General features: G+C 38.7%; 11 protein-coding genes. 7 read left to right on the top strand and 4 right to left on the bottom strand.

The features are described from left to right. Positions 1–7: 7 nt before the first annotated feature. Positions 8–1024 (top strand): nucleoid-associated protein YejK, encoded by a 1017-nt coding sequence (gene yejK / locus AACV33_RS12775; RefSeq protein ID WP_012549816.1) that lies wholly within the window; start codon positions 8–10, stop codon positions 1022–1024. A 141-nt stretch (positions 1025–1165) separates the two neighbouring features. Beyond that, entirely contained in the window at positions 1166–2356 is a 1191-nt protein-coding gene (locus AACV33_RS12770) for a chemotaxis protein (protein WP_182699316.1), read from the top strand. 123 nt (positions 2357–2479) lie between these two features. On the opposite strand, the gene nhaC is transcribed toward AACV33_RS12770, so the two are convergent. After that, the gene (gene nhaC / locus AACV33_RS12765; RefSeq protein ID WP_065612098.1) at positions 2480–3916 is read right to left on the bottom strand and encodes a Na+/H+ antiporter NhaC; all 1437 of its coding nucleotides are present in this window, start codon (positions 3914–3916) and stop codon (positions 2480–2482) included. Between the two features lie 620 nt (positions 3917–4536). On the opposite strand from nhaC, the gene asd reads away from it, so the two are divergent. Beyond that, positions 4537–5652 (top strand): aspartate-semialdehyde dehydrogenase, encoded by a 1116-nt coding sequence (gene asd / locus AACV33_RS12760; protein WP_012550685.1) that lies wholly within the window; start codon positions 4537–4539, stop codon positions 5650–5652. Between the two features lie 82 nt (positions 5653–5734). On the opposite strand, the gene ansA is transcribed toward asd, so the two are convergent. Both ansA and sppA read right to left on the bottom strand, forming a co-directional pair. Continuing rightward, the gene (gene ansA, locus AACV33_RS12755) at positions 5735–6748 is read right to left on the bottom strand and encodes an asparaginase (protein ID WP_012550684.1); all 1014 of its coding nucleotides are present in this window, start codon (positions 6746–6748) and stop codon (positions 5735–5737) included. Positions 6749–6840: 92 nt separating this feature from the next. Continuing rightward, positions 6841–8694, bottom strand: coding sequence for a signal peptide peptidase SppA (gene sppA / locus AACV33_RS12750; protein ID WP_182699315.1), 1854 nt, complete (start codon positions 8692–8694; stop codon positions 6841–6843). 228 nt (positions 8695–8922) lie between these two features. Here sppA and AACV33_RS12745 point away from each other — a divergent pair, with 228 nt between their 5' ends. From AACV33_RS12745 to AACV33_RS12730, 4 genes are all read left to right on the top strand, one after another. Next, positions 8923–10926, top strand: coding sequence for an NADPH-dependent 2,4-dienoyl-CoA reductase (locus AACV33_RS12745; protein WP_182699314.1), 2004 nt, complete (start codon positions 8923–8925; stop codon positions 10924–10926). Between the two features lie 85 nt (positions 10927–11011). Beyond that, positions 11012–12955 carry a DNA topoisomerase III gene (locus tag AACV33_RS12740; RefSeq protein ID WP_023603551.1) on the top strand — a complete coding sequence of 648 codons (1944 nt, stop codon included), beginning with the start codon at positions 11012–11014 and terminating at the stop codon, positions 12953–12955. A gap of 83 nt (positions 12956–13038) precedes the next feature. Beyond that, positions 13039–13866 carry a DUF5718 family protein gene (locus tag AACV33_RS12735; protein WP_182699313.1) on the top strand — a complete coding sequence of 276 codons (828 nt, stop codon included), beginning with the start codon at positions 13039–13041 and terminating at the stop codon, positions 13864–13866. A 120-nt stretch (positions 13867–13986) separates the two neighbouring features. Continuing rightward, positions 13987–15459, top strand: coding sequence for a sensor domain-containing diguanylate cyclase (locus tag AACV33_RS12730; protein ID WP_012550679.1), 1473 nt, complete (start codon positions 13987–13989; stop codon positions 15457–15459). A 19-nt stretch (positions 15460–15478) separates the two neighbouring features. Here AACV33_RS12730 and dusC read toward each other — a convergent pair whose 3' ends face one another. Continuing rightward, positions 15479–16426 (bottom strand): tRNA dihydrouridine(16) synthase DusC, encoded by a 948-nt coding sequence (gene dusC / locus AACV33_RS12725; RefSeq protein WP_182699312.1) that lies wholly within the window; start codon positions 16424–16426, stop codon positions 15479–15481. Between the last annotated feature and the right edge of the window lies 1 nt (position 16427).

Here is a 16427-nt window from a genome sequence, read left to right as displayed (position 1 = left end):
TTCTATTATGAGTTTAATCCTTTCAAACGTAATTTTACATAAATTAGTAAAAAATGAGCAAGATGAGCTTGAAGTTTGTCTACGAAATCAACTTCTTGAGAATGAAGAATTTACTGAAGCCTTAGTTTCTGAGCTGCACAGAGTGTTTAATTCAAAAGCAGGTAAAGGTTTTGGTATTTTCAAGACTGAAAGTGAATTTGGTCACTGGTTAGGTTCTGTTCGTAAGAATGAAACCCCATTCTTAGAGTTTAGTAATAAATCTGCGGAAAAGCTGAAATCTGAGCTGATCAAATACCCATTTGCAGAAGAAGGTATCCTCGTTATCGCAGAGTACCAATCTTTAGCAACAGAATATTTATTTGTGGCAGTTTTGCCATCAAATGAGAGCATGAAAGTTACTGATGAGCTGAATATCAGTGCGACTGATTATCTTGATATTGCGAAAATGGATATCGCAGCGCGTATTGATTTATCAACATGGGAAACAGATTCAGACTCTAATCGGTACCTTACTTTTATTAAAGGTAGAGTAGGTCGCAAAGTATCTGACTTCTTCTTAGATTTCTTACAAGCAGATGTTGGTATGGATACGAAGGTTCAAAACCAAGTATTAATGCAAGCCGTTGAAGATTTCTGTGCTGATGAACGGTTAGAGAAAGAAGAAAAACAACAGTACCGTAAGCAAGTATATGATTACTGTAATGGTCAATTACAAGCTGGTGAAGAGTTAACGGTAAAAGAATTATCAGGTGAATTACCGACATCGGAATCTGGTTCTAATTTCTATCAATTTGCTGAAGAGCAGGGTTATGAGTTAGAAGAGTCTTTTCCTGTTGATCGTACGGCATTACGTAAGCTGACTAAGTTTGTGGGAGCTGGTGGTGGTTTGTCATTGAATTTTGATGCAATGTTATTGGGGGAGCGTGTATTTTACGATCCAGAAACCGATACATTAACCATTAAGGGCACTCCTCCTAACCTAAAAGATCAATTAACACGCCGTTTAGGTTCTTCTGAATCATAGATGGTATGTATTTGTTCATGTAATAAATGTGAAAATAGCGGTATTTTTATCGTAGATATTAACTATCTAAGTTAATTGTTTTTTACAAAATGCTACCCTATCTATTCTTAATTATAATAATTTGGCTAGGTAGGGTTGTTTATGAAATACACCTCAAAATTCTTTTCTATATTTCTATCTCTATTTGTACTTAATGGGTGTTCTTTACTGGAACTGAAAATTGAATCCCAATCGGTACCTCTAACAACCGCGGAGTTAAATACGCGTATTTTAACTCGTGCATACAGTAAGCATTTCTTTAGTGAAGTTGAATCCGCCGCAGACGAAATCTCAGCGATGTATCCGAAAGATGATACCTTGCATCAATCTTATGTCTTGTTGTGGAAAATACACGCAGAAGAGGGGTTACAACATGCAGCGTATCAAGTGTCACCGACTATTTCGTTAATTGATACATGGGTCTTTGCCGCTCAAATGGAACAATTCTTTTCTGATGATGGGAAGGGTGCCGACGTGTTTGAAGGGAATATTGATTTTAAAACGAGTCAATTACTGCATGTTGACATTGAGGCATTAGCAAAGAAGCTATTACCAAGTTCTGAATTTAATGAAGCAAAAGACTTTATTGCACAATTTGTTGCAGAGTATCCCTTTGATAGCGTAGCTATGAGAAGAACCCCAGCTCTAAAAGCATGGCTAGCCGATCAAAATATTGATGAGACAGAAGCGGTAGCAACGCTTGGTTCAATGCCAGAAGCGCTTGGTGATGTTTCTGATCAACTTAGTTTAGTCTCTGAGCAAACACCAAAAATCATGACATGGAAAGCTCAGCTTATCGCGATGAACAGCAATCTGAATGGCGATGACATTAATAAAACAATGGAAAGCTTACGAAACACATCGGAGTCATTCCAAGATTTTGTTAATAATAATCCAGAATACATGCAAAATTTAGCAGAACAAATGAGTTTGCAATTACAGCCATTATTGGATGATTTAGACAATAAAACAGATGATAAATTAAACCAGTTAAGTGCAGAGCGTATCGCTTTGGAAGCGATGGTAGCAAGAGAGCGCCAAGAACTGGTTAATATGGTAGAGAGAGAACGTAAAGCGATTGCAGTAATTGTCTCTCAAGAGCGTGAGAAGTTCACTCAAGATCTCGACCAAGTCTCACAAGATGTACTAACGCTTGCGATGGATAAAGTGATTGATTTGATTAAGAGCACGATCATCTACTTTATCTTGTTCATCTTGGCTATTTTCTTTGCTCCTTTAGGCTTAGGTTATTTCTTAGGGAAACGAGCGGCAGTAAAGAAAACAGTGGTATAAAAATCACAATGATGACAAATATCATGCAAAAGTAAATCAGATACAATAGACATAAAAAATGCCAGTGTTTGAGTTCACAATCACTGGCATTTTTTTATTTAAAACAGAGTCGTTCTATTTTTATTATGCAGTTTTTGTTTCTACTGCAATGACGTCATCTGTTTCTTCTGTGGTAATAATTGGGTCACATTTATCAACAAACCAGCCCATGTAAGACGTAACAATAGTCACGATAATACAAACAAAGCTTAACCACATGAATGGTGCGTAAGACAGTGTCGCTACACCTAAAATACTCGCCATGTAGATACCGTTATCACTCCACGGCACCATACCTGATGTTAACGTACCACCAAATTCTGCGTTACGAGATAAGTTTTTACGCTTGTAACCTAAACGGTCGTAGTTTTTCGCACAAATCTTTGGGGTAAGGATAAGTGATACATACATTGCTGAGCCGAAGATGTTACCAAAGAAGGCTGTCGCAATAGTACTTGTCGCAAGTGAGCCAGGGCCTTGCACGCGTTTTTCGAATAGTTTAGCGACCGTTTCTAGTACACCGACTTTATCCAGTAGACCACCAAAGCCTAAACCAAAGATAATGACCGCTACCGAACCTAGCATTGAAGACATGCCACCACGATTTAGAATTGAATCGATAAAACCAACCCCTGATTCAATTGAATATGGAGCCCACGCTGTATTAAATGCGGTTAAGAAGTTGATGTCTTGAACCATTACAGCCCAGATAATTCCTAGTAATGAGCCAAAGCTGATCACAGGGAAAGAAGGCATACGCATTGCTAATAGGCCAAGAACAATAACAACAGGAACGAATGAAAATGGAGTAATAACGAATTGTTCTTCCATTGCTAAGATAACTGAATCCACTTGGCTCATATCAACGTTGCCTGCGAAATGGAAACCAAAGGCAGTAAACATAATACCAGTAATAATGTAGCTGATAAGGGCAACAGGAAGCATGCCTTTAATATGTTCTACGACCTCAACACCAGACATAGAAGAAGCAAGAATTACGGAATCAGACAGTGGTGACATTTTATCACCGAAGTAACAACCAGAAAGGATAGCACCGGCAGTAATTGGAGCCGGAACACCAAGTCCTTGACCAATCCCCATCATTGCAATACCCGCAGTACCCGCGGCACCCCAAGAGGTTCCTGTTGCAAGTGCTGTTAATGAACAGATGATCATTGTGGCAAGTAGAAAGATTGATGGGTGAATGGCTTTTAAACCATAGTAAATAATTGTAGGAACAATACCACCAGAGATCCAAGTACCAACTAAGGCACCTACAGCCAAGAGAATTAACACCGCTCCTAGTCCATTAGATATTCCATTTAGAGCTGCTTTTTCTAAAGATTTATAATCATGGCCTAACTTAATACCTAACGTAATTATAATGAACCAGCCTATGTAAAGTGCTAGTTGAATTGGTAGGTCAAGTTGTGCCGTGAATGAAAAGGCAAGAAGTAGAAATAGCCCTAAAGAAATAATTACCTGCGTTAACGAAGGTAATTTTGTCGTTGCTTGCTTCATGTATAAAGCCTCTTTTTTGTATGCATGAATAAAATTCATACGATAAGGGATTGTGTTTCCTAAACGGGGCTAACTGTACCTGATGATCAAGAAGAGATCGATTAAGTATGATTGAATTGTGATTATCATCTCTAGTCTTGTTAATTCACGCTCTTCTTGGTTGTAAAAGTGTTAATTCGACGTTTTAAAATGTTTCATCTTGGTTTCTCTTGTGTTGGTTTGGTTTTATTTTCTTTTAAATAATGTGGGTATTACTAGATTTAAATATCATTTAATTGGTTATATTTAAATTAATCGTTCGATTTTTTAGTTTAATTATTGATTTAATGAAGTGTAATTAAGTATGTATTTTGTTACTTATTTATTTTTCGTAGGTTAAATCTGAAATTTGCTTCTAATGTATAAAAGCCTTAGAAATCTATGGGGATAAAATCATAATTGAGGAGGTAAATAAATTAAGTGATGATAAATTGCACAAATGAAATTCTTTAGTTGTCTGTTTTTCTTTTATTGATGGGTATAAAAAACATAATTCTTAGCCAAATAGTGCTTGAGATCTTTCTCTGTTCATCATATAGATGGGACAGAGAAAATTATTTTTTAAATACAGGGAGAGTACAATGAGAGTAGGTTTAGTTGGCTGGCGTGGCATGGTAGGTTCGGTATTAATGCAACGTATGGTTGAAGAGAGAGATTTTGATCTTATTGAACCTGTATTTTATACCACGTCACAAGTTGGTATTCCTGCGCCTAATTTAGGCAAGGGCGAAAGTCTATTGCAAGATGCGTTTGATATAGAATCATTGTCTAAACTTGATGCAATTATTACTTGTCAGGGTGGCAGTTATACAGAGAAAGTCTATCCTGCGTTACGTAAAGCAGGTTGGAAAGGGTATTGGATTGATGCCGCATCAACATTACGTATGAAAGACGATGCGATTATTAGTTTAGATCCTGTCAATTTCGATCAAATTCAACAAGGTATTCATTCTGGTACTACTACGTATGTCGGTGGTAACTGTACCGTAAGTTTAATGCTTATGGGACTGGGTGGTCTTTATAAAGCAGGGCTTGTTGAGTGGGTGAGCGCAATGACGTACCAAGCGGCGTCTGGCGCGGGTGCTAAAAATATGCGTGAGCTTATTTCTCAAATGGGTGTTATCAATGACAGTGTAACGTCTGAATTAGCGAACCCATCAAGTTCTATTTTGGATATTGATAAAAAAGTCGCAGAAACGTTACGCTCAGATTCATTCCCTACTTCTGAATTCGGTGCGCCATTAGCGGGTTCATTGATCCCTTGGATTGATGTAAAGCGTGAGAACGGTCAAAGTAAAGAAGAATGGAAAGCGACCGTTGAAACTAACAAGATCCTAGGTCTACAAGATTCTCCAATAGCGATTGATGGTACGTGTGTGCGTATCGGAGCAATGCGTTGTCACTCACAAGCACTGACAATTAAACTGAAACAAGATGTGCCGATGGATGAGATTGAAGAGATCATAGCTACGCATAATGATTGGGTTAAAGTGATCCCGAATGATCGTGATATTACGGCACAAGAACTGACGCCTGCAAAAGTAACGGGTACGTTATCGGTTCCTGTTGGCCGTTTACGTAAGATGTCTATGGGAAATGATTTCCTAAATGCATTTACCGTTGGTGATCAATTATTGTGGGGTGCCGCAGAGCCACTTCGCCGTACATTACGTATTATCCTTAACGAAAAAAGATAATATATATTTCGGTTTTTATAATTAAAAAAGGCTTCCCATGAGTGATCAGGGAAGCCTTTTTATTATTTTAAGACATCTGTAGTTAGTAAGTTAACTCACCACGTAGATTTTGCTGCATCATCGTACGCATGGTTTCATAAGGCAGGTTTTTGCTTAATAAGTAATGTAACTTAGCAAGAGCTGCTTCTGGTGTCATATCGTAGCCGCTGATCACGCCAGCTTCAGCAAGAGCACAACCCGTAGCATAGCCACCCATGTTTACTTTTCCCGATAAGCACTGAGTTAAATTGATGACGACAACGCCGCGCTCAGAAGCCTCTTTTAATTGTGCCAAAAGCTCAGGATTTTGAGGAGCATTACCAACACCAAAAGTCAGTAATATCATTGCATTTACAGGTTGACGTAATGTATTTTTAATCACTTCCGCAGAGATGCCTGGATACATGGTAACGACACCAATGGGCTGTGGTGTAATGTTGTTAACCGTAAATTCACCTTCAGGTTGCTTATTAATTTCAACACCGTTGATTTGGATGTTAATACCAGCTTCCAATAATGGAGGTAAATTTGGTGAACTGAATGCGTTAAAGCCATCGGCATGAGATTTTGTACTGCGGTTACCGCGAATAAGTTTGTTATTGAAAAATAACGTCACTTCGTTAATTGGATAATTTGCGGCAATGTGCAGTGCATTTAATAAGTTACTTTGGCCATCAGAGCGAAGTTCTGCAAGAGGGATCTGTGAACCGGTAACAATAACTGGTTTACCGAGGTTCTCTAGCATAAATGAAAGTGCAGATGCTGTGTAGGCCATGGTATCCGTACCATGAAGAATTACAAATCCGTCGTATTTATCGTAGTTAGCACGAATATCATCTGCAATACGCTGCCAGTCTTCTGGAGTCATGTCAGATGAATCGATTAATGGCTCATATTCGTGAATGGTGAAAATTGGCATTTCAGCACGGTGAAACTCTGGCATTTGCTTTAATTGATGTTGCATAAAGCCTGATGCAGGGACATAGCCATGATCATCAGATTTTAACATGCCGATTGTGCCGCCTGTGTAGGCGATATAAATGTGTTTTCTTTCCATAATAACAACGGTACAGAGTTATGGGAGGTGGTGGGATTATACTGGTCATTCTGCATAAAGAAAGCCCGACATGTGTCGGGCTCGTCATGCTTTTACAGATTACTGCAATTGAGGCAGAACAGATATTGTCCTTTTGGGTCATTAAAGTTATTTAACATGTTGATATCTGTTGCAACTTTGCTTATGGCTGGTTGCAATGCTTCAGGCGCTAATGAAAATAATTCAGCTTTTACACTGACATTTAAGCTCATGCTTAGCTCTTCAAGAAATTGTTCCATCGGTGTTAATGGTTCCTTTACCCAATACAGATTATATGCATCCATATTGGCGAGTTCAGCCGCAGCTTGAACAGCATCATCAAAATCACCTAGCTGGTCAATCAAACCATGCTCAAGGGCATCTTTCCCTGTCCATACTCGACCTTGAGCGACATTATCAACAGCATCTAAAGACATATCACGATGATCGCTGACTAATTTAATGAATCGGTAATAACCATGTTCAATACCTAATTGCATGACTTGAGCAACGTCTTTATCAAGCGGGCGAGTAAGGCCAATTCCATTAAAAGGTGATGTTGAAATGCCATCGCTGTGGATGCCCATTTTTTCTAACCCTTTTTCAAAAGTGGTTAAAATACCAAAAATACCAATAGAGCCAGTAATCGTTGTTGGTTGAGCAATGATCTTATCAGCACTTGCGGAGATCCAATAACCACCAGAGGCCGCGACACTCGACATAGAAATAACAACAGGTTTACCTGCTTCTTGTAGAGCATCAACTTCGTTACGAATAATTTCAGAAGCAAAAGCACTGCCTCCTGGGCTATCTACTCTCAAAACGACAGCTTTCACATTATCATCATCACGAGCTTGGCGTAATAATGCGGCAGTTGAATCGCCTCCGACAGTACCTTGACGTTGAGTTCCATCCATAATTGCGCCACTAGCGACAACAACAGCAATGTCTTTTGCATCAGGGATAATCGAAGGGTGAACTTGAGGGAGATAATCGTAATAGCTTATTTGTTTAAAGCTATCATAACCATTTGACCCAAATTCAGTAATAAGGTCTTTACGAACTTCTTGACGAGTAGCGAGCTTGTCAACTAAACCAAGTTCCACCGTCATTTGTGATAAATCACCATTTAATGCCGTCAATTTTGCAATAAACTGATCCATTGGCATCGTTAATGTTTTTGCGTCAATTTGGCGATTGGTTGAGACATCACCTAAATACGCATCCCAAAGCTGAGTTAGCCATGCAGACGTGGATTTTTTAGCAGCATCAGACATGTCATTACGTAAGTAAGGTTCTACGGCTGATTTATAAGTACCTACGCGAAAAACGTGTGTCGATACATTGAGTTTTTCTAATAAATCTTTGTAGTACAGAGTGTAAGCTCCGTAGCCACGTAATAAGACTGCGCCGTCAGGAGCCATAAAGATTTTGTCAGCGTAACTTGCTAAATAGTATTGGCTTTGGTTGTAATAATCACCGATGGCATAGACGGGTTTACCAGACGCTTTAAATGTATTGATGGCTTTTGCGATATAACGCAATTTAGTTAGACTTGTTTCATTCATTTCTTTTAAATGAAGAACTAAACCTGACACATTATCATCTTTAGCGGCATAGCGAATTGTATCTACGATATCGAATAAGACGTTTTCTTGTGATCGTTGGCTACCGAGTAAATCGGCCGTAACGCGTTCTAGCGGCTCTCTGAATTTACTTTCTTCAACAATTGGGCCAGAGAGATCCAGAATGAGTGCTTTTTTCTCAACGGTTTGATCTTGTTGAATATCATCGGTACTTAAAAAGGTAAAAGCAATGACACCGATAAAAGCCAAGAAAAACAGATTAAGTACTAGCTGACGTGTAAAGGAAAGTAACTTCCATATCGCCTGAAAACATTTACTTATGAAGTGGAATAACCCTTTCATATATTTCCTTATTATTTATTTCATTATGCTTTTATCCTACTCTAACTTAAGTAGAAAGTAACTATAGGCGTGAATGAGAATCAAAGTGATTTACTGATTTGCAACGTAAAATAAATGAGAAGCATGAAAATAATGATGGATGTTGCATATTTGTAAATTCATCATTGTGTGTCCAGTAAATAATTACTATTCTGGTCTGACCACAATAACAATAAGCGATGGATTGCCATGACGTACCCACACCTATTTCAACCATTAGACTTGGGTTTTACCCAATTAAAAAATCGAGTATTAATGGGCTCGATGCATACGGGTTTAGAAGAAAGTAATGATGGCTTTAAAAAACTGTCGTCTTTTTATGCAGCACGAGCGAAAGGGGGCGTTGGTTTGATTGTTACTGGTGGGTTTGCACCAAACTTTAGAGGTAGATTAACCCCATTTAGCGCCCAATTTAGTTCTGCTAGAGCAGCAGAAAAACATAAAGCACTCACGTCTGCCGTACATGACAATGGTGGGAAAATTGCTCTGCAATTACTTCATGCTGGGCGTTATGCAATGCATCCCCTCGCGTTAAGTGCTTCAGATATACGCTCTCCAATTGGTATGTTTACGCCCTCTCAAATGAGTGATCGCCAAATTCATAAGACGATAGGTGATTTTGCAAACAGTGCCCATTACGCTAAACAAGCCAATTATGATGGTATTGAAGTGATGGGATCTGAAGGCTATCTCATTAATCAATTTATCTGTGCTCGTACCAATATGCGTTATGACGACTGGGGCGGAAATTATCACAATAGAATGCGTTTCCCCTTAGAAATAATTAAAGCGATACGAGAAAAAGTAGGGGCGGATTTTATTATTATTTTCCGTTTATCAATGCTTGATTTGGTAGAGCAAGGCAGCACATTTGAAGAGGTTGTTGAGTTAGCTCAAGCCTTAGAAAAAGCGGGCGTGACTATTTTAAATACTGGTATTGGGTGGCATGAAACTCGAATACCAACGATATCGACACAAGTGCCAAGAGCGGCGTTTAGTTGGGTGACTGAAAAACTAAAAAATAAAGTATCTATTCCGTTGATCACCTGCAATCGAATTAACACACCAGAAGTAGCCGAAAATATATTGGCTTCAGGTCAAGCCGACATGGTTTCTATGGCGCGTCCATTTCTGGCTGATGCAGAGTTCGTCAATAAAGCAGAGCAAGATAAGGCCGATTTAATTAATACGTGTATTGGTTGTAATCAGGCGTGTTTGGACCATGTATTTAAGGCAAAACGAGCCACGTGCTTAGTGAATCCCCAAGCCTGTTATGAAACTGAATTAGTGTTAGATCCCATTAGTTCAAAAAGGAATATCGCCATTATTGGGGCTGGCATGGCAGGGCTATCTTGTGCCACTTCAGCGGCTGAACGTGGTTACAACGTGACATTATTTGAACGAAATGACCGTATTGGTGGGCAGTTTAACTTAGCAATGGAAATCCCTGGCAAAGAAGAGTTTAAAGAAACAATTCGTTATTTCTCGAACAAGGTAAACCATGAAAATATTACATTGAAATTGAATCATACCGTTACGATGGAAGAGTTGAGCAAATTTGATGATGTCGTGGTGGCGACAGGGGTTAAACCTAGAGCGCCGACTCTTGAAGGAAGTGAGCACCCTAAAGTTATCGATTACCAAACTTACATTAAAACTAAGCCAAATTTGGGACAGAAAGTCGCCGTAATTGGCGCAGGTGGTATTGGTATTGATGTCGCAACGATGATTACCGAGCCTGAAAATCAGACGCTAGACAGTTGGTTGCAAGAGTGGAATATTGATAAAAACATTGAGTTTGAAGGAGGTCTTAAACCTCAACAAACGGATAAAACAACGCGTGAAGTCTGGTTGATGCAACGCCGTAGTGGCAGTGTTGGTAAAGGACCAGGAAAAACGACAGGTTGGATTCACAAACGCACGTTAGAGAAACGGGGGGTAAATATGTTGGCGGGCGTTGAATATCTGAAAGTGAGTGATGAAGGTTTATATATTCGACATAATGATGAAGTGAAATTATTAGATGTTGACCAAGTATTAATGTGTGCAGGGCAAGTTTCGGTCAACGAATTGGTTGATACATTAATTAAAGCAAACATTACACATCATGTTATTGGTGGTGCAGAGCATGCCGGTGAGCTAGACGCTAAACGAGCTATTCGTCAAGGTGTTGAGTTGGCTGCAAATTTATAATAGCGATTAGATTGACTAGAAAACTTGATAACTGTCTATTCGTACAGGTATAGTGCTGATGTTATTCACAACATCAGCATTTTTTATGTCACGATTATTTATTGCAGAAAAACCAAGTTTAGGGCGAGCGATTGCAGCTGGCTTAGCCAAGCCACAAAAAAATCACCAAGGCTATATTGAATGTGGTAATGGTGACATTGTGACTTGGTGTATCGGTCACTTATTAGAACAAGTAGAGCCAGATGCCTATGACGACAAGTACAAATCTTGGCGTATGGAGCATCTGCCAATTGTGCCTGAACAGTGGCAACTTCGACCTAGAAAGTCATCGAGTAAGCAATTGACGGTGATTCGAAAATTACTTAAAACAGCCTCTCAAGTTATTCACGCGGGAGATCCCGATCGAGAAGGTCAGTTATTAGTTGATGAAGTCCTTGATTACTTAAAGTTATCGAAGACAAAAAAAGCGGCGACTCAACGTTTGCTTATTAGCGATTTGAACTTACCCGCGGTAAAACGTGCCTTATCTGCGATGAGAAGTAATCAAGAATTTATTCCTCTTTCTATCTCTGCATTAGCTCGTTCTCGTGCTGATTGGCTATATGGCATGAACATGACTCGAGCTTATACTTTGCTAGGGCAACGAGGTGGATATCAAGGTGTTTTATCAGTAGGCCGAGTACAAACACCCGTTTTAGGGCTTGTGACCCGTCGAGATGAAGAGATCGCACATTTTATTCCTAACGCGTATTTTACGTTGGACGCGCTTATCCCTTACCATAATCCAAACCTCAATGGTGGATTACCCTTTGATATTCGTGCTAAATGGAAACCAAGCGAGGCATGTCAGCAATGGCAAGATGAAGATGGGCGAGTTCTTAATCTCAAATTAGTCGAAAATGTTGCCCAACGAATTGCGAATCAACCTGCCACAGTGACTAAAGCTGAAAATAAAGAAACGAAGCAGAATGCGCCTTTGCCGTATTCATTATCTGCATTGCAAATTGATGCATCAAAACGATATAACTTAAGTGCTCAGCAAGTACTGGATTCTTGTCAGGCGCTTTATGAAAAGCATAAATTAATTACGTATCCACGCTCGGATAGCCGTTATTTACCCAAAGACCACTATAAACAGCGTGAACAAGTGTGTGCTGCGATCGGGAATAATGACAAGCAGTTATCTAATGCCGTGAATAATGCCGATGTAAATTTGCGTTCTCGGGCTTGGAACGACAGTAAAGTAGATGCTCACCATGCGATTATTCCAACCCCTAAATCCAGTGGGTCCGCAGGGTTATCTGGCTATGAAGAAAAGGTGTACCACCTTATTGCGCGTCAGTATTTAATGCAATTTTATCCGGCCGCTATTTATGCGGAAGCAGAACTTATTTTTGATATTGCGGGTGGTGTATTTTCTGCAAAAGGAAAACAAATGCTTTTTGCTGGGTGGCGTATATTATTGGGTAAAACACACTCCCAAAATGCTGACGATGATGTAGCGAATAAAGTACCTCCATTAAAAAAGGGGGAAGTACATACGTGTCGTGAGGGAGAGATTAAACACAAAATGACAGAGCCGCCAAAATACTTTACCGAAGCCACCTTATTACAAGCAATGACAGGGATAGCACGCTTTGTTGAAGATAAAGAGTTGAAGAAAGTATTAAGGGATACCGATGGTCTAGGAACAGAAGCCACTCGTGCCGGTATTCTAGATACTCTTTTTAAACGTCAATTATTGGTTCGTAATGGAAAAAATATTAATGCGAGTGACGCGGGAAAAGGCTTAATTCACGCATTGCCTAGAGAAGCAACTTATCCTGATATGACGGCTCATTGGGAGTTCCAGTTACAAGGCATGACAGAGAAAACCTATTCCTATCGTCCATTTATGCAGTCTCTGGAAACCAAAGTGACTAACTTTATGCAAGGGGTACAACAAGGTCCGATTCCTGATTCGCTGAGATCATTAAAAAGTCCGACAAAACCGCAATTTAAACGACGAAAAAGCGCAAAAAAATCGTAGAGTTAGATCAGTATCATCGAACTTGAAAATATAATCAGTTAATCTTACTTCTCATTTCTAAGCGATTAATATAAGAAGTAAGTATGACATTTAAGCATGTTGTTGGTTTTGGTGTTGCAGGTAATTTTGCCGGTCATTTAGAGCAGGCCGGTGAAGCTTCTGATTTTTTGAGCGTTAAAGTTGAAAACTCAATTCAGCCGAAAGCGTTGTTTCCATTTTATATCCCTTCAGAGAAGGCGGGATTTTTATCTCAATATCCGCTGTCTTCCGATACGATTATTCCACCGAATGATGCTGATAATTTACAAATAGAGCCTGAAGTTGCCATCGTGTTTGATATTGAGTATGAAAATGGAAAAGTAACTCAGTTAATACCAGTGAAATTTGCAGCTTATAATGATTGCTCTATTCGCAAGCCGAATGCAAAAAAAATCAGTGAAAAGAAAAATTGGGGAAATCACTCTAAGGGGATTTCTCAAGATTTTATAGAGCTGTCTTCTTTCTCTAAAGGATGTGAATTGGATGCGTATCGCATTGCCAGTTTTCATGTGCGAGATGGGAAAATTAATCGTTATGGTGAAGATAGCGCAGTTATTGACTATAGTTATTTTCATGAACAATTAAGTTCGTGGATCATTGATCGAATGAACCATCAAAAAGATGAAGGTCCTGCGGAAGATATTTCATTGCATTTGTCGAATGCAAAGTACCCAAAGCAAACTATTATCAGCATTGGTGCGACCCGATATACCCCGTTTGGGGAGTCTAATTTCTTACAGAGTGGGGATAAAAGCATTGTTGTCGTTTATAATTCAGACAAATATAAACCCGCCAAAATAGAAGAAATGGTACATAATAATCAACTTGAAAAAGACGGAATATCCTCATTAACTCAATGGGTTAGCGAATGAAAATGGCTTAATGCTTATATTATTTGATTGTCAGAAATGTGTTAGGATTTATGTATTTGAGAGATTTTGCACAAAAATATAGGTAGTATGTTCGGTTCAATTTTTGTTATAGAAGCATTTATGCCCAAATCTAATTTAAAACACATCTTTCTAATCCCAACACTGTTCTTTGTGTTGATCGTGGGGTTTGTTTTAAATAATCACCTTGGTGCAGTCCAACGACAAGTGAATCGAGAATATGATCGTATTATCGATTCACTTCAACGAACAATAAAAGTCATTATTTCTTTAGATTACAACCTCTCTCAAATGTATAAACAAGAAACGGGTGAATTTTATAATCATAATTTTGAGATGGATGAGAAGGCCGGACTTTGTGTTATTCGCCCCAGTAACGATCTTGATGCTGTTATGGTTAATCAAGGTATCTCGGTGCCTGAAAGCCGCTTAGATTATAGCATTGCCGGCAGTGAAGATTTATGTGACGAGAATTCAGAATTATATAAAATAGCGTCTAAAAAAATCGCCTTGGCACCTGTAATTTCCTTCATTCATGATTACGAAAATTATCTTCATGGCATCTATTTTATTTCAAAATATAATTACATCATTTCAGCCCCTAAAGAAATAGCAGAAAATCTAACGAAACAAAGTTTAGAGACGATTTACACTAGACCATACTGGAAGAACAGTATGAAAAATGATAATGAAAGGCACATTACATTTACACCTCCCTATACTGATGCTTTTTTTGATGGGCTAGAGGTTCTTACTTTCTCAACGCCTATTTATTATAAAGATTTATTTAAAGGTGTTCTGGTTATTGATTTATCAGTGGATAAACTATTACGTTCTAGTAATGACATATCTCAGCATATTCAATTGTTAGATAGCGATGAATATGAACGCTTTGAACAATACCGATTTATGCAGCCAGTTATTCTCAATGACACTAATTTTACGTATTTTCTGTATTATAAAAGCTCAATAAAAGAAGAGATCAAAAGTTTCTTTGTTCATGATGCAAAAAGTCTCATTTTAATTTTTGTCACTTATATCTTAGCGCTTCTATCCATGTTTTATTACCAAACTCGATTGTCACAGAATTATTATCGTGATTTAGCAAAGCAAGATCCAATGACAGGGTTGTATAACCGTCGAGGGTTTGAAATGAGCTTACAAGATCGTGTGGTTAAAAAGTTTGTTGGTTTTGCTATTTATGACATCGATGACTTTAAGCAGATTAATGATGTGTTTGGTCATGATGTTGGAGATGAAGCGATTAAGTATGTAGCAAGAATGCTGACTAAGAGTGTGAGAGACAGTGATATAGTCTCTCGCTTTGGTGGTGAAGAGTTTGTTATCTGCATTAATGCAGATTCAAGAGAAACGCTTGAGAATGTATGTGAACGAGTGAGAAAATCAATTCAGGATTCATCAGGTAAAATAGTCAGTGGTGGTTTTACTGTGTCTGGAGGGGTTTCGATTATTGATTCTCATCAAGACTTTTCATTTGAACACATTATTAAAAAAGCCGATGATTTGTTGTATAAAGCCAAAGAAGATGGAAAGAATCGTGTTTACTTTGCATAAACACGATGAGTAATAGCGATTAACTAACGTTGTCTAATTCTTGATTTAAGCGCTCTACAATTAAAGGCGCTTTTTTATGGCTTCGAATATCCATGAAAATATCTTTAGCTTCAGTATATTCTTGTCGAAGATAAACTAGCCATTGTTTTACTCTGTTTGCATAATACTGGCCTTTATCACCAGCCATTTGTAATTTTGAATAATGAATTAATAATGCAATCACTTCTGGCCACGGCATTTTCGGGTGATTGTGTTTCACTACGTTCCCAAGGTTTGGCATATTAAATGCGCCTCGGCATACCATTAACGAATCAATTCCTGTGGCGGCAATACAACGTTGTCCATCTGCATAGTTCCAAATTTCACCATTAGCGATAATAGGAATATCTACTTTTTGGCGAACTTGGTTGATGTAATCCCATTTTATTTCTTCTGCACGATAGCCATCAGTTTTAGTGCGCGCATGGATGGTTAATTCGTTTGCGCCAGCTTGTTTTATCGCATCGGCAATAGCAAAACATTCTTCGGGATTCTCCCAACCTAAGCGAATTTTTGCAGTGACTTTTTTATCTTGTGGTACTGCTTCACGACACGCTTTAACGATTTGATAAATTAATTCAGGATCTTTTAAAAGCGCAGCTCCGCCCCGACTTTTGTTTACCGCTTTTGCTGGGCAACCAAAGTTTAAATCAAGACCATCAGAACCAAGATCAATTGCTCGTGCCGCGTTTTCTGCCATCCAATTAGGTTCTTGCCCTAATAGTTGTAGACGAATAGGGGTACCTGATTTGGTTTTACTGTCGTTATGTAATTCCGGACAGATTCGGTGGAATACATGAGGAGGTAACAGTTGATCAACGATGCGCACAAACTCAGTAACGCAGAAATCATAGTCGTTAATTTCTGTTAATAGTTCACGCATTAAGTGATCGAGTACGCCCTCCATAGGGCCTAGTATTACTTGCATA

The organism is Aliivibrio sp. SR45-2 (assembly GCF_963890165.1).
GTDB lineage: Bacteria > Pseudomonadota > Gammaproteobacteria > Enterobacterales > Vibrionaceae > Aliivibrio > Aliivibrio salmonicida.
Note: the sequence above shows the minus strand (reverse complement) of the source record. Positions and strands in the feature narration are given on the sequence as shown.